The sequence below is a fragment of the Spongiibacter nanhainus genome (genome assembly GCF_016132545.1).
Taxonomy (GTDB): domain Bacteria; phylum Pseudomonadota; class Gammaproteobacteria; order Pseudomonadales; family Spongiibacteraceae; genus Spongiibacter; species Spongiibacter nanhainus.
In genome coordinates, this window is the sequence record NZ_CP066167.1 from 2,242,071 (window position 1) to 2,263,533 (window position 21,463).

The 21,463-nt window shown below is 58.8% G+C and carries 21 protein-coding genes; all 21 read right to left on the bottom strand.

Features of this window, described 5'->3' with window-relative positions:
• Positions 1-19 precede the first annotated feature (19 nt).
• Complete coding sequence (locus I6N98_RS10280) at positions 20-628, bottom strand: transglycosylase SLT domain-containing protein (protein WP_198568282.1); 609 nt, start codon at positions 626-628, stop codon at positions 20-22.
• The gene (gene ligA / locus I6N98_RS10285; protein ID WP_198568283.1) at positions 628-2,649 is read right to left on the bottom strand and encodes an NAD-dependent DNA ligase LigA; all 2,022 of its coding nucleotides are present in this window, start codon (positions 2,647-2,649) and stop codon (positions 628-630) included. Before ligA ends, I6N98_RS10280 begins: the two co-directional genes overlap by 1 nt.
• Before the next feature lie 62 nt (positions 2,650-2,711).
• The gene (gene zipA / locus I6N98_RS10290) at positions 2,712-3,785 is read right to left on the bottom strand and encodes a cell division protein ZipA (RefSeq protein ID WP_198568284.1); all 1,074 of its coding nucleotides are present in this window, start codon (positions 3,783-3,785) and stop codon (positions 2,712-2,714) included.
• Between the two features lie 177 nt (positions 3,786-3,962).
• Positions 3,963-7,463, bottom strand: a complete 3,501-nt coding sequence (gene smc / locus I6N98_RS10295; protein ID WP_198568285.1) for a chromosome segregation protein SMC — start codon at positions 7,461-7,463, stop codon at positions 3,963-3,965.
• Positions 7,464-7,612: 149 nt separating this feature from the next.
• Positions 7,613-8,857 (bottom strand): c-type cytochrome biogenesis protein CcmI, encoded by a 1,245-nt coding sequence (gene ccmI / locus I6N98_RS10300; RefSeq protein WP_198568286.1) that lies wholly within the window; start codon positions 8,855-8,857, stop codon positions 7,613-7,615.
• Positions 8,857-9,330, bottom strand: a complete 474-nt coding sequence (locus tag I6N98_RS10305; protein WP_232787304.1) for a cytochrome c-type biogenesis protein — start codon at positions 9,328-9,330, stop codon at positions 8,857-8,859. The genes ccmI and I6N98_RS10305 overlap by 1 nt, the downstream gene beginning before the upstream one ends.
• Positions 9,331-9,353: 23 nt before the next feature.
• Positions 9,354-9,908 carry a DsbE family thiol:disulfide interchange protein gene (locus I6N98_RS10310; protein WP_198568288.1) on the bottom strand — a complete coding sequence of 185 codons (555 nt, stop codon included), beginning with the start codon at positions 9,906-9,908 and terminating at the stop codon, positions 9,354-9,356.
• Positions 9,895-11,886 carry a heme lyase CcmF/NrfE family subunit gene (locus I6N98_RS10315; RefSeq protein WP_198568289.1) on the bottom strand — a complete coding sequence of 664 codons (1,992 nt, stop codon included), beginning with the start codon at positions 11,884-11,886 and terminating at the stop codon, positions 9,895-9,897. The genes I6N98_RS10310 and I6N98_RS10315 overlap by 14 nt, the downstream gene beginning before the upstream one ends.
• On the bottom strand, positions 11,883-12,359 hold the full coding sequence (gene ccmE, locus I6N98_RS10320; protein WP_198571616.1) for a cytochrome c maturation protein CcmE: 477 nt from the start codon (positions 12,357-12,359) through the stop codon (positions 11,883-11,885). Before ccmE ends, I6N98_RS10315 begins: the two co-directional genes overlap by 4 nt.
• 156 nt (positions 12,360-12,515) lie before the next feature.
• Positions 12,516-12,692 (bottom strand): heme exporter protein CcmD, encoded by a 177-nt coding sequence (gene ccmD / locus I6N98_RS10325; protein ID WP_232787596.1) that lies wholly within the window; start codon positions 12,690-12,692, stop codon positions 12,516-12,518.
• Between the two features lie 53 nt (positions 12,693-12,745).
• Positions 12,746-13,492: a heme ABC transporter permease gene (locus I6N98_RS10330; RefSeq protein ID WP_198571617.1), complete on the bottom strand. Its 747-nt coding sequence runs from the start codon at positions 13,490-13,492 to the stop codon at positions 12,746-12,748.
• Between the two features lie 52 nt (positions 13,493-13,544).
• Positions 13,545-14,234: a heme exporter protein CcmB gene (gene ccmB / locus I6N98_RS10335; RefSeq protein ID WP_198568291.1), complete on the bottom strand. Its 690-nt coding sequence runs from the start codon at positions 14,232-14,234 to the stop codon at positions 13,545-13,547.
• A complete protein-coding gene (gene ccmA / locus I6N98_RS10340) occupies positions 14,234-14,863 on the bottom strand; it encodes a cytochrome c biogenesis heme-transporting ATPase CcmA (protein ID WP_232787305.1) in 630 nt (209 codons plus the stop codon). Before ccmA ends, ccmB begins: the two co-directional genes overlap by 1 nt.
• A 111-nt stretch (positions 14,864-14,974) precedes the next feature.
• Complete coding sequence (locus I6N98_RS10345; protein ID WP_198568292.1) at positions 14,975-15,802, bottom strand: Hpt domain-containing protein; 828 nt, start codon at positions 15,800-15,802, stop codon at positions 14,975-14,977.
• Positions 15,799-16,278, bottom strand: coding sequence for a response regulator (locus tag I6N98_RS10350; RefSeq protein ID WP_198568293.1), 480 nt, complete (start codon positions 16,276-16,278; stop codon positions 15,799-15,801). Before I6N98_RS10350 ends, I6N98_RS10345 begins: the two co-directional genes overlap by 4 nt.
• Before the next feature lie 25 nt (positions 16,279-16,303).
• Complete coding sequence (locus I6N98_RS10355) at positions 16,304-17,110, bottom strand: MinD/ParA family ATP-binding protein (protein WP_198568294.1); 807 nt, start codon at positions 17,108-17,110, stop codon at positions 16,304-16,306.
• Positions 17,107-17,562, bottom strand: a complete 456-nt coding sequence (locus I6N98_RS10360; RefSeq protein WP_198568295.1) for a hypothetical protein — start codon at positions 17,560-17,562, stop codon at positions 17,107-17,109. Before I6N98_RS10360 ends, I6N98_RS10355 begins: the two co-directional genes overlap by 4 nt.
• Before the next feature lie 129 nt (positions 17,563-17,691).
• Positions 17,692-18,024 carry a flagellar motor switch protein FliN gene (gene fliN, locus I6N98_RS10365; protein ID WP_232787306.1) on the bottom strand — a complete coding sequence of 111 codons (333 nt, stop codon included), beginning with the start codon at positions 18,022-18,024 and terminating at the stop codon, positions 17,692-17,694.
• Positions 18,014-19,027: a flagellar motor switch protein FliM gene (locus I6N98_RS10370; protein WP_198568297.1), complete on the bottom strand. Its 1,014-nt coding sequence runs from the start codon at positions 19,025-19,027 to the stop codon at positions 18,014-18,016. The genes fliN and I6N98_RS10370 overlap by 11 nt, the downstream gene beginning before the upstream one ends.
• Positions 19,028-19,261: 234 nt before the next feature.
• Positions 19,262-19,603 (bottom strand): Hpt domain-containing protein, encoded by a 342-nt coding sequence (locus tag I6N98_RS10375; protein ID WP_198568298.1) that lies wholly within the window; start codon positions 19,601-19,603, stop codon positions 19,262-19,264.
• Positions 19,604-19,746: 143 nt separating this feature from the next.
• A complete protein-coding gene (locus tag I6N98_RS10380; protein WP_232787307.1) occupies positions 19,747-21,420 on the bottom strand; it encodes a FliG C-terminal domain-containing protein in 1,674 nt (557 codons plus the stop codon).
• Positions 21,421-21,463 lie beyond the last annotated feature (43 nt).

Sequence of the window (21,463 nt, forward strand, 5' to 3'; positions counted from 1 at the left end):
TAATCCCAACACGCCGCCATCAAAACAGGCCGAAGAACCAGCCACCGCGCTGTAGGTCTTCTTCGCACATGGCCAACTGGCCAGCATAGGTGTGCGAGCGAGACGAGACTTTGCTGGCCACCCGCTTGAGCCAGGCTTTGTTGGCGTAAGTTCGCCGCTTAAAGCCGCCGTGACCCTCGTGGTAGGCCAAATACAGGCTGAACGTGTCGTCGCTGGGCAGCCCGATCGTTCGCACGCTCATATTGTTGTACCAGCCGATAAAATCGATGGCGTCGGCAAAGCTGCTGCGACTGGCCCAGCCATTGCCCGACTTTTCCCGATACCAGTCCCAGGTAGCGTCTTTAGCTTGGGCATAGCCATAGGCATCCGACATGCGGCCGGCGGGGATAAAGCCCAGCCAGAATTTCCGCGGCGGTTTGGCCTTGGCACGAAAGCGAGATTCCTGATGCATGATTGACATCATCACTGGGATCGGCGATTTCCAGCGCTTGGAGGCCTTGCGGGCATCGTCGTACCAGTCGTCTTTTTCCTTAAAGATCGAGCAAATATTGTCGGGATTGCGGGGCGGCGAGGTTGTACACGCCGAGACAGCAAACACCATGAGCAGCAACACCAGATATCGCCCCATCAGGACTCCCCCTGCAACAAGGCCAACAGCCCCTGCTCATCCACGACCTTCACCCCCAGCGACTGCGCCTTGGTCAGCTTTGAGCCGGCGTTGCTGCCAGCGGCAACACAGTCAGTTTTGGCCGAAACACTGCCAGTGACTTTAGCCCCCAACGCCTCAAGGCGCTCTTTGGCTTCACTGCGAGTCATCGCATCCAGGTTTCCAGTTAGCACCCAGGTTTGCCCGGCCAGAGGCTGCTCTCCGCCCTGCTCAGCCTTCACCTGGGGCCAGTTCACACCCACTGACTGCAATTGCTCGATCACCTCTCGGTTGTGATCGCTGCCAAAAAAGGCGTGAACATGACTGGCCACTATGGGGCCGACGTCCTCCACCTCCTCCAGTGCCTCCCGCTCGGCGGCCATAAGGGCCTCGAGAGTGCCGAAATGCTTGGCCAGATTGCGGGCGGTAGCCTCGCCCACTTCGCGGATGCCAAGGGCATACAGGAATCGGGGCAAGGTGGTTTGGCGCGCCTTTTTCAGGGCTGCAACCAAGTTCTCCGCCGATTTTTTACCCATCCGCTCCAGCTCAGCCAGAGTGTCGGCGCTGAGCGTAAACAGATCAGCGGCAGAATGGATCAATTCCCGCTCGACCAGTTGATCTACTAATTTGTCGCCGAGTCCATCGACATCCATGGCCTTGCGGGAGGCAAAGTGCTTGATGCCCTCCTTGCGCTGGGCGGCACAAATCAGCCCGCCCGTGCAACGCAACACCGCTTCACCCGGCGCTCTCTCCAACTCGCTGTCACAAATCGGGCAGCGACTGGGGGCGACTATAGCCCGAGTGGTATCAGAACGACGGGCCTCCACGACTTGAACAATCTGCGGAATCACATCCCCGGCCCGTCGCACCACCACCTGGTCGCCGATTTCTACTCCAAGGCGCTCAATCTCATCGAAATTGTGGAGGGTGGCATTACTCACTGTCACGCCCCCCACAAAGACCGGTTCCAACTTGGCCACCGGCGTAACGGCACCGGTTCGCCCGACCTGGAATTCCACATCCCGCAGTGTCGTCACTTCTTCCTGAGCGGGAAATTTGTAGGCGATGGCCCAGCGCGGCGCCCTGGACACAAAGCCCAGCTGGTCCTGTTTATCCAGCTCATTCACCTTGAAGACCACGCCATCGATGTCGTAGGGCAGCTGGTCTCGCTTACCAAGCAGCTGTTGGTGATAGTCGAGGCAGCCCTCGATATCCGCCACTACCGCCATTTCGGGATTGATCAAGAAGCCCCACTCTGCCAGCATTTGGAGGCCCTGACTGTGGCTTCCAAACTGTCGCTGCTCGCCGTCACCGGCAATGCCGTAGCAGCACATTTCAAGGGGGCGCTTTGCGGTGAGACGGCTGTCTAATTGGCGGAGACTGCCCGCGGCAGCATTGCGTGGATTCACGAAGGTTTTGGTGCCATTTTCTCTGGCATCGGCGTTAAGGCGCTCAAAGCCTGCCTTGGTCATATAAATCTCGCCGCGCACTTCCAACTCGGCGGGCCAATCGCTGCCGCGCAATTTTAGCGGTACCGACGCGACCGTTTTCACATTCTGGGTGATGTCCTCACCACTGCGGCCATCGCCCCGGGTGGCCCCTCGCACCAGAATGCCATCGACATAGAGTAGGCTGACCGCAATACCATCCAGCTTGGGCTCGCAGGCATAGTGATACGCGCTGTCTTCGCCCAGGCGCTGACGCACACGGCGGTCAAAGTCCCGCATCTCCTCCTCACTGAAGGCATTGTCCAGGGACAGCATCGGCGTTTCGTGGCGTACTTCTTTAAAGGCGGACAGTGGTTCAGCGCCCACACGTTGGCTCGGTGAGTCGTCGCTGCGCCATTCTGGATGGGCATTCTCGATCTCGATCAGCTCCCGAAACAGCCGATCGTATTCAGCATCTGGCAAAGAGGGTGCGTCGAGAACGTAGTATTCGTAATTGCAGCGGTGCAGCTGCTCCTTGATCTCGTTGAGGCGATCGCGGATGTTTTTATCTGACATTGATTCTTCTTGGGATCAAGTGGGCAGCCCCCGCTGTCCCCCTCCGGGGACAGTGCTGAGCTTTACATCAGTGTGAGCTGGCGGCGCTCAAAATCGCGGATGCGCTGCTTATAGTGTTCCAGCGTCTGCTTGGTCGCCACGCTGTGGGTCTGGTCACGCAGCTCACCGCCGAGGTTTTTAACCAGGCAGCGCGCGGTTTCCACCATGGCATCAAAGGCTTTCACACTGTCTTCGGGACCGGGCAGGTTCATAAAGAACAACAAACCCGGCGTGGTGAAATCATCCATCGCGTCCAGGTCAAAATAACCCGGCTCGACGAGGTTAGCCACGCTGAATTGCTCGGCGCCGGTGCCATCGGTCTTCTCATGGCGGTGAAAGATGTTCATACGGCCAAAGCGCACATCACAGGCCAACAATACTTGCAGCACATCGGGGCCACTGTAGGGCGTATCGTCGGGAGCCATAACATTGAGGACGATCAGTTCCTGTGGACCGTTGTCTGCGGTGGACTCTGGGCTGCGACCGCCCGTTTTATTACTACTGGCGGTGGAGCCTTGACCATAGGAGCTTTGACCATAGGAAGTTTGGCTACGGGAACTTTGCGAATGAGTACGCGATGCTGTGCTTGGCTCTACATCCCCCACCCGATCCTCTACTGAGGCTGTAATAGTGGCTCTGGAGTCCCCTTCATCATCTTCTAGGTCGGGGGCAACCGCGCGGTCTTGCCGGGCTCTGCGACCGTACTCCACCTCGGGATCCTGGAACAAAATATCGTCGTCAAGGGAGTCGGACACCGGTTGCTGACGGGGCTCTTGCTCGGTGGTCACCTGTTCTGTGGCGGATTCCTCGGAAAGGGCTTTGTCAGTCTCACGCGGCTCAACAGGGGGCTGCTCAGATTCGCCACGGGGCGAGGCGTGTTTCACATGGAGGCTGGGCTCCTCCCGCACAGCCACAACACGGGCGGCACCCGGCAGTTCGGGGTTAGTCAGTTCATCCTCGGCCTCGCGACGTCGCTTCGCGGCCAGTCGGATGGTATCGCCCCGCTCTTTGCGCATACGGCGGAACCCGTCCAGCAGCACTGCCACCGCCAGCAGTACGCCGATAATAATCATCCAATCTCTGACGCTGAGATCCATTAAATCGACCCTTTGTCTGCCGCCCCGTGCGGCCCATATTTTTGTTGAACCCCGGATCAGTATTTGTGGTCTAAATACGTTTGTCCGGCTTTATCTGTATGGGATTCGAGTGCGTTTTGCCCGTATTGTTCCACGCACCCCAGCAAATATCTACACCTGCCTTGCCGCTGAAAAGCGTTATGAGGCGGCCATCTCCGCCGCTTTTTCGAGATCCACAGACACCAGTCGAGAGGCCCCTGGCTCATGCATGGTGACCCCCATCAACTGATCTGCCATTTCCATGGTGATCTTGTTGTGGCTGATGAAGATAAACTGCACCTCTGACGACATCTCTTTAACCATGCGGGAGTAGCGGCCCACGTTGGCATCGTCCAGGGGCGCATCCACCTCGTCCAGCATACAAAACGGCGCCGGATTGAGACGGAAGATGGAAAATACCAAGGCAATGGCGGTCAGGGCTTTCTCGCCCCCTGAAAGCAGATGAATGGTGCTATTTCGCTTACCGGGCGGCCTCGCCATGATCGAAATACCGGTACTGAGCAGGTCATCACCGGTCATTTCCAGGTACGCGCTACCACCGCCGAATACCCGGGGAAACAGTTCCTGCAAACCGTTGTTCACCCGGTCAAAGGTTTCTTTAAAACGGTTACGGGTTTCCTTGTCGATACGCCGAATGGCCGCCTCCAGGGTCTCCAGTGCGTCTTCGAGATCGCTGTTTTGGGTGTCCAAATAGTTCTTGCGCTCAGACTGCTGCTTGTATTCCTCAATGGCCGCCAGGTTGATAGCGCCCAGGCGCTCAATCCGCCGGCTGACCTGCTGCAGCTGATCGTTCCAGGCGGACTCGTTGGCCTCACCGGGCAGTGATTCCAACACCGATTCCAGATCAAATTGTGCTTCGTGTAATTGGTCCTGAAGGCCCTTGCGACGCACTTGCAGGCCCTGACTGTCAACTCGGGCCTGCTCCAGTTTGCCTGCCACCGTTTGCAGGCGCTGTTCGATGCCGTGACGCTGCTGTTCGTGCTCTCGCAATTGCTGGTCGAGTGTTTCCAGGTGTTTCCTGGCCTCACCCAATTCTTCTTCCACCTTGAGGCGATCCGCCAACAAGGTTTCCAATTCCAGTTTGGTCTCTTCGATAGGCTCGTCGTTATCCCCCAGTGAATCCTTGAGTTGGGCCTGACGCTGGGCCATTTGCGTCATCTGGTCCTGGGTGCGGGCAATATTCTGTTGCGCAGCATCGCGCTGGGTTTGCAGGGATTGCAGGCGCATCGCCAGCTGGTGAGCGTGGTCTTTGCCCTGCCGGGCTTTTTGTCGGGCAGCATCCAGCACGCCGCGGCTGCCGTCGCGCTCACTGAGCAGTGTTTCCCGCTGCTCGGCGTCCTGTTCCATGGTTTCGATGGCTTCCTGCAGCACCATGCGGGATTCTGCCAGAGACTCCTGCTCAGTCTCGTACTGCTTACGCAGCTCCGCCATATCGTTGTCCAGGCTTTGCCGCCGCTCCCCGATCTGCTCGATCCGGGCCTGCTGTGCGCTCAATTTGGACTGCAATTCGCTGGATTGACGGTTGTACTGCTGCAACTCGCTCTGTAGCTCCTCGCGACGTTGCTCCTGCTGTTTTTGGCGGTCCCGCAAGTCCTGTAGTTGGGCCTGCCGGGCCTCAACCCGCTCTTCTAACTGGGCGATGCTGTCCCGCAACTGCTCCAGTTCTTCCTGGCGCTGCAGCACCCCGGCTTGGGCGGAATCGCCACGGCTGACCCGCAACCAGTTTCTACCCAACCAGATCCCGTCCGGAGTGACCACCGATTCATGACCGGCCAGCTGCCCCCGCATAGCCAGGGCGCTGGGTAGATCGTCAGCCACCCTGACGGTCTCCAGCACGGCGGTCAGGGCACTGTCGCCAGACACTTTGGCGGCCAGTGTCTGGGCCTGCGCTGCCGTGGCGGCTGAGCTGGGCTCAACAAAGTTGAGAGTCCCCTGCTCAAGCTCCGCCACCAGCGCCGACATGGCGGCCAGATCGTCCACACACAGGGCCTGAAGCTGCTCCCCCAGTACCGCTTCCACGGCCTGGCGCCAGCCCTCGTCTACCTGCAGGGTTTCTGCAGCCCGGCGCACCGACTGCAAGTTGTGTTGCTCCAACAGCTGGGACAACTGCTTGTCGCCTTCACCTAAGGCCGCTTGCTGCAGTGCCTCCAGTGACGCCATGCGTCCGCGCTGGCGCTGCAGTTCACTGCGGTCGGTATCCAGCTCATCGCTTTGCTCCCGCAATGTGTCCCGGGTTTCACTGATTTGCGCTTGAATTTCGTCCAGTTGGGCTTGCTGCGCTTCGAGTTGCAACTCCAGCTCGGCCGCCTGTTCCTGCAGCATGGCAATATCGTCATCCACGTCGCCTACGCTCAGGGCGCGACGCTCCTGATCCGCCTTTTGCAGGCGCTCTTGCAAACGCTGCATGCTCAATTCCAGATGCTGTATCCGGGACTGCTCCACCTCTGCTTTCTGGCGAGGTCCTGCGGCGCGCTGGTTAAACTCGTCCCACTTGGACTGCCAGTTTTGCATGCTCTCTTCCGCCACCATCAATGCTTCGGCGGCGCTTTCTTCTTCGGCATTGGCCAGCTCGGCCTCGGGTTCCAGCTCCAGTAGCTCTTCCTCCCACAACGCCACCTTCTCCCGATCTGCCTCCAGGTGATGCTGGGTGTCTCTGATAGATTCTTCCAACTGTTTCAGGTCGGCATCCAATTGGCGGCGCCGTTCTTGCTGGTGCTGGATGGCCTGCTCGGCCCGGGCGATATCGGCACCGATACTGTAGTAGCGGCCCTGCACTTCATTGAAGGTATCGTTGGCCTGGCTGTGTTGATCCCGAGCCTGCTCAACCCGAGTACCCAGGGAGACCTGCTCGGTTACCACTGCCTCCCGCTCCAATTCCAGCTCGGTAATAACCGATTGGCGGGCCTCGACCTGATCGCTCAGGGCCTTCCACTGCAATACTTGTAGTTGGGCTTTCAGCAGGCGCTCTTCTTTCTTGAGCTCGGTGTATTTCTCAGCGGCTGCCGCTTGGCGCTGCAAGTGTTGAAGTTGCCGTTCCAGCTCGTCACGCAGGTCGGTCAGGCGTTCGAGGTTTTCCAGGGTCCTGCGCATGCGGTTTTCGGTTTCCCGGCGCCGCTCCTTGTACTTGGAAATGCCCGCCGCTTCCTCGATAAAGATCCGCAGCTCTTCCGGCTTGGATTCTATCAAGCGGGAGATCATGCCCTGCTCGATAATGGCGTAGCTGCGGGGCCCCAGCCCGGTACCTAAAAAGATATCGGTGATATCCCGGCGGCGGCATTTGGTGCCGTTGAGGTAGTACTCCGACTGCCCTTCCCGGGTGACTTTGCGGCGCACGGCTATTTCAGTGAAGCGGGCATACTCGCCCCCCAGCTTGCCGGCGCTGTTGTCGAATACCAGCTCAATGGAGGCCTGACCCACCGGCTTGCGATTGACCGAGCCATTAAAGATGACGTCGGTCATCGACTCGCCACGCAAGTTCTTGGCGGAGCTTTCTCCCATTACCCAGCGCACAGCGTCGATAATATTGGACTTGCCGCAGCCGTTGGGGCCCACCACCGCAGTGAGGTTAGTGGGAAAATTGACCGTGGTGGGGTCGACAAAAGACTTGAACCCCGCCAGTTTAATGCTCTTCAGACGCATAATAGAAATAACCGATAACTGGCTGCCGCCAAAGGGTTTGTTAGACGATTAGCGCGAGTGAAAAGGCCTCGCGCCCCGGGGCGACAGCGTAAGCGCAAAGGCGGATTATAGCGCCCGAGGCCGCCACTGCCAGTAGCTGGGCGGAGAAATTAGTCGCCAGTGCGGTAACGGCGGTCCAGTTTGAGCTCTATAGCCCCATCGGGCGTGGCATTGGGGTCGATAGCGATCGCCTCAGAGGTCCAGTCACCGTCCTGGCGCATTGCCGTGCCAGCCCGGCTAATGTGGGCAGACAGGGTCAGCGACGAGAAGTCGGCCAGGCCCTGCCCTTGCCTGATAACATCCAAGTCTGTCAGCCAAAGATTCTGCGGCCAGTCTGGCTTGTTCAGGGGTTGTCGCAGCGCTGCCACCGGCATGGGGTTGCCGTCTGCCGATTTGGCCACCACAAACAGCACGCCTGCCGGCGCCTGCCCCAGTGAGGCATCCACCGAGACAGAAATGTTCAGCCCGGCCAAATCACCGGCGGCAATCGCCCGGGATTTGGCCTCTGCCATCCCTGAGGCAATCACACTCGCCTCCGCCGATTGGGGCGGCAATTGCCGGGACAGGCGGCTCCAAGAATCCAGCGCGGCCAGATAATCGCCGCGGGCAAAGGCATCGATACCGTAAACCCCCAGCGCGGTGCCCTGATTGGGGTCGATACCAAGCGCCCTATCCAGCAAATCGCGGATGTCTTTATTCAAGCGACGGTTATTGGCCAAATAGCGGGCCTGGGCTAGTTGGGCAATGACATTGGGATCCTTGGGATACAGATCCAACAGGCGCTCATAGTAGGGAATCGCCGCAGCGTAATCGCCCTGCTGACGGCGAATGCCCGCCATCATCACCAGCAACTCGGGATTGTCTGGCCGCTGAGCCAGGACACCATCCACGCGTTCCACCATTTCCGCCATCAGCGCCGGATCAAACTCACCGCGCTCAATCATGGTTTGCTGCAGGTCCTTCAGACCCAGTTCGCGATGGTAGCCAAGTTGCCAGTACAGTACGCCGGCAATCAGCGGAATCATCACAATAGCAAGCCAAATCAGCGCTGTGCCGCGACCACTGGCCTTGTTTTGCAAGTTCTGCGAGATTTTGGGCCCTCCCTCAGAGACCATCTGGTAATCCAGTTCCCGGCACAGCTCAAAAAACTGACTCTGATCCAGCACCCCGGCGTCCAGATCGCGTTGTAACTCAGCCCGGCGCAGTCGATAGAAATCCCGCTGAGCCTCACTGTAGGGCTCGCTGCCAGAATCCAGCACGGCTTCGCTGTTATTGGCTTTACGGGACAGCAGCGTCGTCAGCAAAATAGCCAACGCCATCAAAACCAGCATTCCCAGTCCTAAAAATAAGGGCATCACGGCTCTCCCCGTCCGGAACTGGCACCTTGGCTATCGTCACCATCGAGCAGTTCATTGAGCTGCCGCCGCTGAGCCGCATCCAGTTCTGGCGGCGCATTCCGGGCCCGGCGGTTTTTGGCCGCCATCCGCCACCACACCAGTACACCGATGGCTAACATTGCCACCGGTGCCAACCACAATGCCGCGGTGGCAGCCTGAAACCGGGGGCGATAGAGAATAAATTCACCGTAGCGGTCCACCATGTACTGGGTAATTTCGGTATCCGACTTACCGTCCATGATCATCCGATGCAGCTGTCGGCGCAGATCCTGGGCAATTGCCGAATCGGAGCCGGACAAATTCTGGTTCTGGCATTTGGGGCAGCGCAATTCCTCCACGTAATGGTGGTAGCGCTTGCGCTGCAATTCGGTGTCAAAATCGTAGGTTTCGATGACCGCCCACAGCGCGGGGGCCCACACCGACATTGCCATTATTAGGCTCCGTATCAACGCTGTCATTGCACCGCCCCCTTGGACTGATACTGGTTGTAGAGCTGGGCGAATTCACTTTCCCATACCTTGGCATCCAGTGCGCCCTGATAGCGGAAGCGCACTACGCCCTGGGCATCCACGAGGTAGGTCTCAGGCGCCCCGGTGACCCCGAGGTCCAGACCCAGCGTGCCCTCTGGATCAAAGATAGTCAGGGTGTAGGGGTCGCCCTTATCCTCCAGCCACTTTATCGCCGCCGGCTTTCCGTCTTTGTAATCAACGCCGACAATGTTGACGCCACGCTGTGCCAGCTCCACCAGAAACGGATGTTCATAGTGGCAGGTAGGACACCACGTCGCCCACACATTGAGCAGAAAAACATCTCCCAGCAGCTGGTCTTTGCGGATCGGCTCCCCTTTTAGCGTTGTCAGGGAGAACTCCGGCAAGGGGCGGTCAAGCAGTGCCGAGGGCAGCGCGGTCGGGCTGTAGTCCCCGGTTTGCACGCGGCGCTCCACCAGGAAAAACACCACCGCCAACACGGCGAAGATAATCAGAGGAATAAAGAGTTTAACCCGCTGCATGACTGGCCCCCTGTTTACTGTTGCTGCCTGTCCGCCGCCCGGCATTGGGGCGGTAGCGTTTGTCGCTCATGGCCAATAGGGCCCCCAGTGCCATCAGCGCTCCGCCTACCCACATCCAGCGCACAAAGGGTTTGATATGAATACGCACCGCCCAGGCCTCTTTGGCTACCGGCTCGCCGAGGGCAATATACACGTCGCGCCAGATTCCAGCGTCAATCGCAGCCTCTGTCATCACCTGGGCGCTGCGGGCGTGATAGCGACGTTTTTCCGGCTTCAATTCCGCGATGAGGCGATCGCCATCGTAGAGACTAAAGGAGCCCTGTTGGCCGCGGAAATTTGGGCCTTCAATGGCTGCGATACTATTGAAGCGTACCCGATAGCCAAACGCCGTGGTGGTTTCCTCACCGACGTTCATACGGAGGTCCCGTTCGTCGTTATAACTGCTCACCATCCCCACCGACAGAATGGCCATGGCCAGCCCAAGGTGGGCCAGTACCATGCCGTAGTAAGAAGGCGACAGCTTGCGCAAGCCAGCCACAAAGCTGGAAGCATTGCGGGTTTTATCCCTCAGGTTCACCAAGGTGGTATTGACGATCCAAAAGAACAGCACCGCCCCCAAACTGGCGGCGAAACGCCACTCACCGCCGAACAGGGCTGGCAGCACACCACCCAAAATAACACTGGCAACGAAGGCCACAATAACCGCCTTCAGCCAACGTTCAACCCGAGTTCGCTTCCACTGGCTGCTGGGGCCGATACCCACAATGAGCGCCAGAACCACGCAAAGCGGCACAAACAGCGCATTAAAATACGGCGGACCGACGGAGTATTTACCCAAGCCGGCAAAATCCATAATTAGCGGGAACAATGTGCCCAACAACACAGTAACCGCCGCGACCACCAAAATGATGTTGTTGGCCAGCAACAGTGCCTCGCGACTGAGCCACTGAAAGCCCTGGCCGCCCTCTTGTGCCGGCGCCTTAAACGCGTAGAGCGTCAGCGAACCGCCCACCACAATCACCAAAAAGGCGAGAATAAACATCCCCCTAGTCGGGTCGGCGGCAAAGGCATGCACCGAGGTCAGCACCCCGGAGCGCACCAGGAACGTCCCCAGCAAACTCAGAGAGAAGGCGAAAATCGCCAACAACAGCGTCCAGCTTTTAAGACTGCCCCGCTTTTCAGTCACCGCCAGGGAGTGGATAAGCGCCGTGCCCACTAACCAGGGCATAAAAGACGCGTTTTCCACCGGGTCCCAGAACCACCAGCCGCCCCAGCCCAATTCATAATAGGCCCACCAGCTCCCCAAGGTGATACCCAGGGTCAGGAACAGCCAAGCGGTATTTGTCCAAGGCCTGGACCAACGCGCCCAGCTGGCATCCATCCTGCCGCTAAGCAGAGCCGCGATGGCAAAAGCGAAGGCTACAGAGAAGCCCACATACCCCACATATAGCATGGGGGGGTGAATGACCATTCCCGGGTCTTGCAGCAGCGGATTGAGATCCTGGCCGTCGGCCGGTGTAGCCAGAACGTTGCGCTGGAAGGGATTGGACGTGAACAGGGAAAAACCAAAAAAGCCCACCGCCACCATGCCCATTACCGACAGCACACGAGCCAAAATATCCAAGGGCAATTGGCGTGAAAACAGCGCAACAGCCACCGTCCAGATGGCGAGAATCTCCACCCACAGTAACAGCGAGCCTTCGTGACCACCCCACAGCGCGCTGAACTTATACGCCGTGGGCAGCAGTGTATTGGACTGTATGGCGACAATGTTTACCGAGAAGTCATCGGTTAAAAACGCATAAAACAGCGCGCTGATAGACAGTGTGGTGAACAGCATCTGGCCGTAGGCTAGAGGCCGGCCCGCCGCCATCAGCCTGGTGTTGTTTTGCCACACCCCCACCATCGGCAACACCGCCAGAGCGAGGGCAAAGCACAGGCCCAGAATAAGCGCGAAATGGCCAAATTCAACAATCACTGTTCGCTCCCTGCCGACGCCGCGTTAGCCTCACCATAGGCGCCGGCCTTGGCCGATTTTTCAAGGGCGTCACTGACTTCCGGTGGCATATAGTTTTCGTCGTGTTTGGCCAGCACCTCGCTGGCGGCAAACACCCCGTCATCGCCCAGGCGACCGGAGACCACCACCCCCTCGCCCTCGGCAAACAAATCGGGAAGGATACCCTCGTAAACCACCGGCACGCTGGCCTGATAGTCGGTCACCACAAAACGTACCTTGAGGCTATCCGGGTCTCGCTGAACGCTGCCTTCCTGGACCATGCCGCCGGCGCGAATCTGCCGATCCAGCGGTGCTTTGCCAGCGGCTATCTCCGCCGGCGGATAGAACAGGTTGATATTTTCACGCAGGGCGTAACCCAACAACGCCGCTGCGGCAGCTGCCGCAACAAGTACGAATAACACAATATACAAACGCTGTTTACGCTGGGGATGCATTGCCATTGTTTTGCTACCTCCGGTCGCGGGTTGCTCTGCCGCGGCCGTGTTATCTAGACCTCAATTCGCGGCAAAAATTGCCGATGCTTAAACCTGTTAACCCTCACCTCGTAACCTTCAGTCATCCTTGCTGTTTGGCTTTTACGCGCGCTATCCCTACTCCGGGTCTGATTGCCGCCGTGCACTCGGGCGCCGTGCATTCGGGCGCCGTGCCAGAGACGCTATTTGTCGCTTTAAACCGCGCTGCCGCCGCAGTGGCGCTACCACCGCCACGCATAACACCAACAAGGTCACAGCGTAGCTAAACCAGACATAACTGCCGTGGCCGTCCATTACCAGCAGCGCTTGCAAACTCTCAAATTCCACTCGTCGTACTCTCTTTATCGCTACCCTTTATTGCTGGCGGGACCGCGCGGATCACTGCTTAAGACCAAGTCTTTTACCCAGCGGGTATTGCGCTCCCGATCGAGAATTTCTGCCCGGGTATACAGCAATACGGCCCAGCCCAAAAACAGATACATCCCGGTCAAAGTCGCCATCAGCGGCCGCAACATGCTGGAATGAATCGTCGACTCGCCGACAAATTTGATACTGGCGGGTTGGTGAAGGCTGTACCACCACTCCACCGAGTAATAGATGATGGGAATGTTGACTGCACCGACAATGGCCAGTACCGCGCAGGCTTTGGCCGCTGCGTCGCGATTGTCAAAAGCTTGGTGCAGAGCAATAACGCCCAGATAAAGGAAAAACAGAATCAATACAGAGGTTATGCGGGCATCCCAGACCCACCAGGTACCCCAGGTGGGCTTGCCCCACACTGCGCCAGTCAGCAGCGCAAGGAAAGTCAGCATGGCGCCCACCGGCGCGATGGACTTCATCACCATCGCCGCCAGCTTCATTCGCCAAATCAAGTGAATCGCGCCGGCAACGGCCATAATCATATAGGCGCCCATGGCCACCACAGCGGCTGGCACGTGGATATAAATGATCCGAAAGCTATTGCCCTGCTTGTAGTCCGGCGGCACAAAGGCAAGCCCCCAAACGCAGCCGCCCACCAACAGCAGCAATGCCGGCACCGCCAGCCACGGCAACAGGCGACCGCTAAACTGGTAGAACCAGCGCGGCGACCCCATTTTGTGAAACCACACCCAACTTGGCAAACCCGTCTCTCCGTTATTCTTTGTACTACTGATCGCAGCTGATACGCAGACCACCGGCGATAGCCAGCGGCGCAAACGCCACCGCCAACAGTAAAAACACTCCCAGCATCGCCAGTTGCGGCAATACCGCCACCCCTTCTACCGCTGATTGCACGGCGCTGCTGCCAAAAATAAGCACCGGGATATACAAGGGCAGCACGATCAGCGACATGAGTAAGCCACCTCGCCGCAGCCCTACGGTAAGCGCCGCCGCAATGGCACCAATAAAACTCAGCACCGCGCTGCCCAGCATCAGGCTCACCATCAGCGCCGGCATCCCAGTCGGGGGCAGTTGCAACAGTACGGCCAGCAGCGGCGACAAGATACTGAGCGGCACACCACTTAACAACCAGTGAGCCAGTGTTTTCGCCAACACATGGCCGTACAGCGGCAGCGGGCTGAGCAGCATATGCTCCAATGTGCCATCTTCAAAATCGCTGCGAAACAAACCCTCAGTCGCCATCATCGCTGCCAGCAGGGCCACCACCCAGAGTATGCCCGGTGCCAAATTGGCCAGCTGGCGAGGATCGGGACCCAGACCCAGTGGAAACAACGAGCACACCATGACAAAAAACAGCAGTGGGTTGGCCCATTCACTGCCCCGCCGGGACGCGACCAGTACTTCGCGGCGCAGCGTAGCAGCCATTGCTACCGGCAAAGAGGACAAGGGCGACATTACTGCGCCTCCAACGACAAAACCCGAGGCGGACGGGACAGCGACAAGCTGTGATGGGTCGTCAACAGCACCATTCCTCCGGACTCGGCGTGCTGATCTATCCAGCTTTCTATTTCAGCGACGCCAGCCAGATCAATGGCGGTGAATGGTTCGTCCAACACCCATAGCGAGGCCGGCGAGCAGAACAACCTGGCGAGACTAACCCGGCGCTGCTGGCCGGCCGACAAGGCATAACAGGGCTGGTGCTCGTAGCCCGCCAAGCCGACCTTTTCCAGCGCTGCAAAAATCGCATTGTCGTCAACAGGTGAACACAGAGCGCCGGTCCAGCGCAGGTTTTCCAGAGGCGTTAGCGCCGCTTTCACTCCGGCGTTATGGCCGAGGTAGAGGGTGTCGGCCAGAAATTCGACCCGCCCCTTCGGCATCGCCGTGCCGCGCCATGATATGTTGCCTTGATACTGGCTTGAGAGCCCCATCAAAATCCGCAGCAGTGTGGTCTTGCCGCTGCCATTTGGGCCGGCCAGTTGCACCACATCACCCGCCCCCATGGTCAGGGATAGTTCGGTAAACAGGGGCACGTCGTCCCGCTCGCTAGAGAGCCGATCCAGTACCAGTACAGCGTCAGCGGCCAAACCACCCCCCGTCAATCCCTACCGACCACGCTGTTGCTGCAGCGGGCCAAAAAAACGCGCACAAGTATATACGATTGCCGAGCAACACGCTGGTCATTTGTCAGCAGAGACTCAGTGGCGATCCAGCCACTCAGCCAGGTCTTCCAGTGCCGCCCTTAAGGCATCGCTATCTCGGTCTCGGTGTGCCTGAATCGCCGCACGGGAGAGTTGCCGCCAACGGGGTGGTGGCGAGCTGGAAACGGTCGACCGGGACAGCGCGGGCAAGGGTTTGATGGTTCCCGAACTGGCGGCTTTCAGAGGCCGCCAATCCTCACCAGCGTCAGCTGCCGCCGCGCCAAGTGACAGGGGCTGTGCAACCGGCTCAGACTGGCTGACAACGAGTGTGGGGTCGGAAGAACGCAGAGGCTGGCTGGTCGAATGGCTAGATGCAGGGCCTTGCGGCGAAGTTTGCAGTGCGGTCGATTCAGGCGGTGCTGCTGGCGATTCAAAAAATTGCTCCAGCGGGTCACCAACGCTGCCTTCAACGCTGGTTTCCGGCACCCGACTGCGGCCTTCTTCGATGCTTTCCAACAGCTGCTGCTGCAATGACTGGGTATCGCTTTTGATCGTGTTGCCTACCGCAAGGGCCTGCACCATATTTTCCAGCTCTCTGGCAGCGGCATCCAGCAGCGAGAACACCCTCGGCGTCATCGGCAAACGGCGTCGCCTGAGGCGCTCTATCACCCGTTCGCAACAGCCCGCCAACTCCGATAAGGGCGACAACTTCATGACCGCTGCCCCGCTTTGGATGGTATCAAAACTGCGGTGGAGGTCGTTTAACAAACGTTGGCCGTCTACCCCGTAGCGGAGCTCTGCCAGTTGCTCGTGCAGCAGCTCTAACAGCTCTTCGGCCTCGGCCAGAAATATGGTTAACAGCCCATCGTGCTCTGCTCCGTTCACGACGTCCCCTCCGTCTGCGGCGGCAGCCCCAGCGCTTCGCTGAGCTTTTGCTCCAGCACTGAGGGCTTATAGGGCCACACCAGCACACTGTTAACGCCAAGCTCGGCGGCCTGTCGTACCAGTACCGCACTGGCGCTGGACACCATCAACAACACCGGAACGGTGCTAAGCCGGCTGTCATTGCGCAGCGCCCGGGTCAATGACAAGCCGCTGAGCCCCGGGCTGTCTTGCGCCGCCAGGATGACGTCCAGGTGTCGATTTTGCAGCATGGTCAGTGCAGCGAGGCCGTCTTCCGCCTCAATAACCCGGTGCAGCCCCAACGCCATCAGTACCTCCCGGGTATTGCGACGGGCGGCGGCGTCCCCTTCTACCAGCAGTAAGCGCGCGTCGGCCAGGCAACTGGCCCGCCGGCGGCGCTCCTCGCCGGGCAAGGCATCGTCAAAGGGGTCGGGAGATTGCAAGCCTCGGCGCGACATCACGGAATCCTTATCCCTCTATTGGTCATCCGGCGAGCAGCTGGTCGACAAAAAATTCCAGCTGCCCCCTGGAGCGGGTCGCCACCGGCCACGTTGCCAGCGTTTCTGCGAGCTTGCGAATCGCCAGAGCAGAGGCGCTTCCCGGAGACTGCAACAGCACTGGCTGCTGTTGCCGGACCGCCTCTCGCAGTGCGTCATCCATTGGAACCGTACCTGCATAGAGCAGACTGACGGGCAAAAACTGCTGGCACACCGCATCCAGTTTGTCGACCAAATCCCGCCCTTCCTGCTCACTGGCAACCATGTTGGCCACCACTCGAAACCGCTGTCGGCCAAAATCCCGCCACAATACTTTTATCAGCGCATAGGCGTCGGCAAAGGACGAGGGATCATTGCACAGTACCACTAACACCTCGCGACTGGCGTTGGCGAAATTGACCACTTGGTCACCAATCCCCGCCGCTGTGTCCACCAGAAGTATATCCAGCTGGTCGGCAATGGCATCAAAGGCGCTCACCAGTGAACTGTGCTCCAGCTCGCTGAGCTTGGTTAACCGGCGAGTACCAGAGGCGCCAGGTATGACCCTTACCCCTGCGGGACCTAAACGCACAATATCCCGAAGCTCGGCGCGACCCTCCAGCACATCCTCGATTGTGGCACCCGGCGGCAGATCCAACATCACATCGACATTGGCAAGACCGAAATCGGCATCCAGTATCGCCACTCGCTGGCCAGTCTCCGCCAGGGCGATGGCGGTATTCACGGCCAGGGTGGTTTTGCCTACCCCGCCTTTGCCGCCGGTCACCGCCACAACCTGCACCGTCCGACTCACGACGCCCCCTTACCGCTTGGCAACAGCGGCGTCACTTGGAAACGCCCCCAGCTCCAGGGCTGCTCGGCAATCAGCACAGCATCAGCCATGGCCATCACCCGCTTTACCAATCGCTCATCCACGGGGGAGGACTCGATAAGAATGATAAATTCGCCGCTATCCCGCTGCGCCAAAAATGGCTTTAGCGCCGGGTTGTCCTGCATCAAGCCCAGCATGCCGCCCCACCAGGCGCCTGCAAACCACATCGTCAGTGGCAGCGCGTATAGTGTTGTGGCGCGCAGAGCGTCTGATTCCACCGGCCAACCTCCAAGAATGAACAAAGCGCTGATCACTCCCACCAGCAATCCCAGTAGTGAGCCCCGCAGCGCCCCGTCGCGCAGATCGCTGCGCTGCACAGGCCCAGCTGCGGTTAACCCCAGCGCTTCGACCCGCCCGTCCTGCTTGCTAAGCACACGGCTACGCCACCCTTGCAGGTGGGGTTGAATCAGCGTCTCGGCGACAGCCGCTAGTGCGTTGTCATCACAACTAAAAATGAGGCGTTTAAATGGCACGTCAGTATTGAGTCCCGTTCCCAGTTAATGTCAGCGCAGCGACTGCAGTCGCTCAGCGGCGCTGACGACTTCAGTCAAACGTACCCCCAGGCGGTCATCCACTACCACCACTTCGCCCCGGGCAATCAGTGTGCCGTTCACTTTAACGTCCAAGGGGTCGCCGGCCTGCTTCGCAAGCTCCACCACCGCCCCCTGCTGCAGCTCCAGCAGCTCTCGGATCGGCAGTTCGGTCCCCCCCACTTCCAGTGTCAGATTGACGGGGATATCCAGCACCCGGTCCAACTCCGGCGTCGAAGTAGAGCGTTCACGCAGTCGCTGATTGGCAATACCGTCGCCAGAGCGCGCTTGTTCGTTATCCTGCATAGTGTTGTCCGCCTGTGCTGTTTTGACCTTCGCCCAATTCAATGAGGGAGTGAACTTCCAGGGCGAGCTGCCCATCTTTAACGCCCAATTGCCCCCGCGCCACGGGGATGCCAGCGGCAGTCAGCAAGGATCGATCGCGGCTACCCAAGCTGATGACATCGCCAACGGCCAGCTCGGTCACCGCCCGCAGTGTTGTTTGACGCTCAGCCACTGTGCACCGGGTGGGTACTGCACTGTCCAGCACTCCCCGGCGCAGGGTTTCCGTCCATACCGGGTCGGCGTGGCGTTGCTGCGCGGCACCGCGCCGGGCCAGGCGTTCTCTAACCGGTTGCAGACTGGCCTCGGGAATCACCAGATGGCACTCGCTGTCACCGCTAACCACATCACTGCACAGGAAACGGCAGACCACCGCGGTCTCCCCCCGATCTGCGACTCTCACCATTGCCGGGTTGGTATGTTGATCGACGAAGTGGAAATGGCTCTGCATCACCGGCCGCCACGCGGCGTTCAAGGATTCGTTGAGGCGGGGCAGCAATTGCGCCACCAGTCGCTCCTCGGCTCGGCTAAAGCGCCGGCCCGGTTGACTGTCGTAGCGTCCGCCGCCACCAAAAAATCGTTCCAGCAAGCGAAACACCATGCGGGCATCCATGGCGACAATTGCACTGCCAGGCAATGGTGACAAGTCCATAACATTGAGACTAGTGGGAACATACAGGGAGTGTAGATATTCGCCAAAGGGAAGCGTTTGAATTTCCAGCAAACTCACTTCCACATGGGGCCCGACCAGGTTGTGCAACTGCTCGGTAAAGCCTTCGGCAAAGCGCCGACAGATATGCGCCAAGCCGGGCAAACCCTGCCTAGATGGACGCCGGCGCCGACTCAGGTCGTAGCGTTGGGGCGCGGCGACGGTTTGCTGCGCAGACAAAGACGATGCACCAGCGGGAGATTTCAGTTGCTGGAGTAAGGCATCTATTTCGTTTTGCGATAACAAGCTTTCAGTCATGGTCTTTGTGTGGCTGCGGCTCAGGCTAGGCTAGGTCACGCACAGCATCAGCGAATTCAGCCAGGGCCAACAGTTTGGATAAGGTGTAGCTAGTTACAGCACAGAGCGTGCCAGCATTTTTATTTTTTAATTTCAACAACTTAGACTATTGGCTCAGCGAGGTGTGTCAATTTTTTGACACCCTCTCGGAGGGTAAAGGGAGATTGATCGGCGTCATACACTGGGGCCAGTGCCTTAGTGCCGGCGCATCCAGTCTCTGAGCTGACCCAGGGTTTCGTCAAAGCTCCGCTTGGCATTTTCCAGCTCAACATCGATATCCCGGAAGCTGCTTTCTCGCCCTCGGAGTTCCAGCCCGCGAAAACGCCGCGATAAACCCACTGCACCCATGCCCATGGCGCCGCCCTTCATGGAGTGCGCAGTGGTGCGTAGAGATTCAGAGTCCTCCGCGGCAATCGCCTGTTCCAATAGACCAAAGCGGTGTCGAGTATCGCTTTCAAAAGCATCCACCAACTCGACAAATTCATCGTCCATCACGTCACGCAGTTCCTCTAACAGTGCGGTATCTATCACTAGCATTTCTTGACTTCCCTGTGTCGACACTACTTTGCCTCATCGCCGGTGGTTCATTAATTATTGCCAACAGAAGCAAACTAAAGTGTAGCGGAAGCCCCTTGATGAGACTAGTGAACCCTTACAGGGGCGCCGCCTATTAGTCGTCCTTAAAAGCTTTCTACTGGGCGGCTATCCAGGGCAATCTCCCCCGACTCCGCCATCCTTCTCGCCACCAGAACCAGTTCTTCTCTGGCGAGCTGGAGATCACTGGCCCTTGGCTTGTTCTTACTGAGCATGGCCCTAACGGCGGGACGACGCTCCACCAGCAAGGCATCGAGAATACGGCTGCTCACTGCGGCTGTCGCGCCACTGAGCGCTGTAGCCACCGTCTCATTGTTTACGGATTCCAGTATGCTGCGTAAATCACCGCGGGTCAGCTGCGCCAATTGATCAAAACCAAACAGGTGGTTTTCGACCTGTCCGGCACTGTCGGGGTGGCGGCTGCGCAAGCCCTGAAGCAGTGCCGCCTCATCGGCACTATCCAGTCGATTTAGCAGATTTGCCGCAAGCTGTTGGCCTTCTACCGGTTGTTTTACCGGCCGGTTGGTATTTTTCAGCTGCTCTCCAATCAGGGCATCCAGTTCCTCAAAGGCGGCGGTGGACAGGGACTGAAGATCGGCGAGCCTTGCCAGGACATCAACCCGGCGCTCTTCATCCAAGCCCAGCACCACCGCGCTGGCCTGCTCAGCTGGCAGTGCAGCAATCACCACCGTCTGAACCTGGGGGTGCTCTTCGGCAATGATATCCACCACGGCCGATGCCCCCAGCCATTTTAGCCGCTGAATATTGGGCAGCGGAGATTTTATGGCCAGACTTTGGTGAACCAACTTGGCCTGTTCTGGGCCGATGGCGGAAGACAACAGCTTAAAAATATCGATGTTGTCGCCGGACGCCACATCGCCAAAGACCTCCAAATCGTCGACAACTCTAGCAAGGATGCTGCGCAGTTCCGCACTCCCCGGTGTGGCGGTATCCACCATGCGGGCCGCCAGCGGTTGCACCAAACCCGGCGGTAATCGCTTGATCACATTGGCCGCGTCGGCCTCAGGCAGAGCCAATAGCAATTGACTCGCCTCCTCCGCGACCAGGGGGTCGATATCCATCTGCCGGGCCTCACTGCCCGCCTCAGCGCTAAGCCAGTGGCGCAGCACCGCCGCCAACCGCGCTGGTTGTTCGCTGGCAATGCCACGAACCTGTTGCAATTGTTGGTTAAAATCTGCGGCGCCTCCTCTAGGGCGGAGTGTTACAAAGCCCCAGCGCACCAGAACGGCAGCGGCACCGAGAAACCCCACAATTCCAACAAGCTGAGCCAGCAGAGCCGGTATCAATCTAACCAACTGACGGTTAAAAGGTGCAGCTATCACCTCCAGTGAATCGCCGCGCTCGGCGTTCAGCGCCAGCCCTTTCCACAGTGTTTGATAAAGCTGATCGGAATTCTGACCCTGTAACGTGGTCTCTTTTACCCGCACCAACACGTGCACAGAGGAATCCCGGTTGGTGTGAGCTTCGAGGATGACCGATACCGACAGATCCCGGGGCGCGATGGAATCGGCAAGCAGAGCCTTGGCTCGGGATTCCAAATGTAACTCGCGGCGGCTAGTGTCGTCGTCGGCGCGCATTTGACGGCCTGGGGATTCGATGGCCGCGAGCCCCCACAAAAGGGCAGCAAAGGACAGGGCCAATACCAGCAAACTCATTGCTGGCAGGGCCATGTACCTGGAGGTAGTCATGGCCGACACCGGGGGCCTCAATACCGCCCCGGAAGATGCAGACTCTGTCATATTACTGACACCACCAATCAAAACCCCAGCAAATTGTCATTTT

Coding starts and splice junctions, on each gene's coding strand:
- zipA (WP_198568284.1), bottom strand. CDS start 3,785: ATGGATCTCAGCGTCAGAGATTGGATGATTATTATCGGCGTACTGCTG.
- I6N98_RS10280 (WP_198568282.1), bottom strand. CDS start 628: ATGGGGCGATATCTGGTGTTGCTGCTCATGGTGTTTGCTGTCTCGGCG.
- smc (WP_198568285.1), bottom strand. CDS start 7,463: ATGCGTCTGAAGAGCATTAAACTGGCGGGGTTCAAGTCTTTTGTCGAC.
- I6N98_RS10380 (WP_232787307.1), bottom strand. CDS start 21,420: ATGACAGAGTCTGCATCTTCCGGGGCGGTATTGAGGCCCCCGGTGTCG.
- ligA (WP_198568283.1), bottom strand. CDS start 2,649: ATGTCAGATAAAAACATCCGCGATCGCCTCAACGAGATCAAGGAGCAG.
- I6N98_RS10375 (WP_198568298.1), bottom strand. CDS start 19,603: ATGCTAGTGATAGATACCGCACTGTTAGAGGAACTGCGTGACGTGATG.
- fliN (WP_232787306.1), bottom strand. CDS start 18,024: ATGCAGGATAACGAACAAGCGCGCTCTGGCGACGGTATTGCCAATCAG.
- I6N98_RS10350 (WP_198568293.1), bottom strand. CDS start 16,278: ATGTCGCGCCGAGGCTTGCAATCTCCCGACCCCTTTGACGATGCCTTG.
- ccmB (WP_198568291.1), bottom strand. CDS start 14,234: ATGTCGCCCTTGTCCTCTTTGCCGGTAGCAATGGCTGCTACGCTGCGC.
- I6N98_RS10330 (WP_198571617.1), bottom strand. CDS start 13,492: ATGGGGTCGCCGCGCTGGTTCTACCAGTTTAGCGGTCGCCTGTTGCCG.
- ccmI (WP_198568286.1), bottom strand. CDS start 8,857: ATGCCCTTATTTTTAGGACTGGGAATGCTGGTTTTGATGGCGTTGGCT.
- I6N98_RS10370 (WP_198568297.1), bottom strand. CDS start 19,027: ATGACTGAAAGCTTGTTATCGCAAAACGAAATAGATGCCTTACTCCAG.
- ccmE (WP_198571616.1), bottom strand. CDS start 12,359: ATGCATCCCCAGCGTAAACAGCGTTTGTATATTGTGTTATTCGTACTT.
- I6N98_RS10310 (WP_198568288.1), bottom strand. CDS start 9,908: ATGCAGCGGGTTAAACTCTTTATTCCTCTGATTATCTTCGCCGTGTTG.
- I6N98_RS10305 (WP_232787304.1), bottom strand. CDS start 9,330: ATGGCAATGTCGGTGTGGGCCCCCGCGCTGTGGGCGGTCATCGAAACC.
- ccmD (WP_232787596.1), bottom strand. CDS start 12,692: ATGGACGGCCACGGCAGTTATGTCTGGTTTAGCTACGCTGTGACCTTG.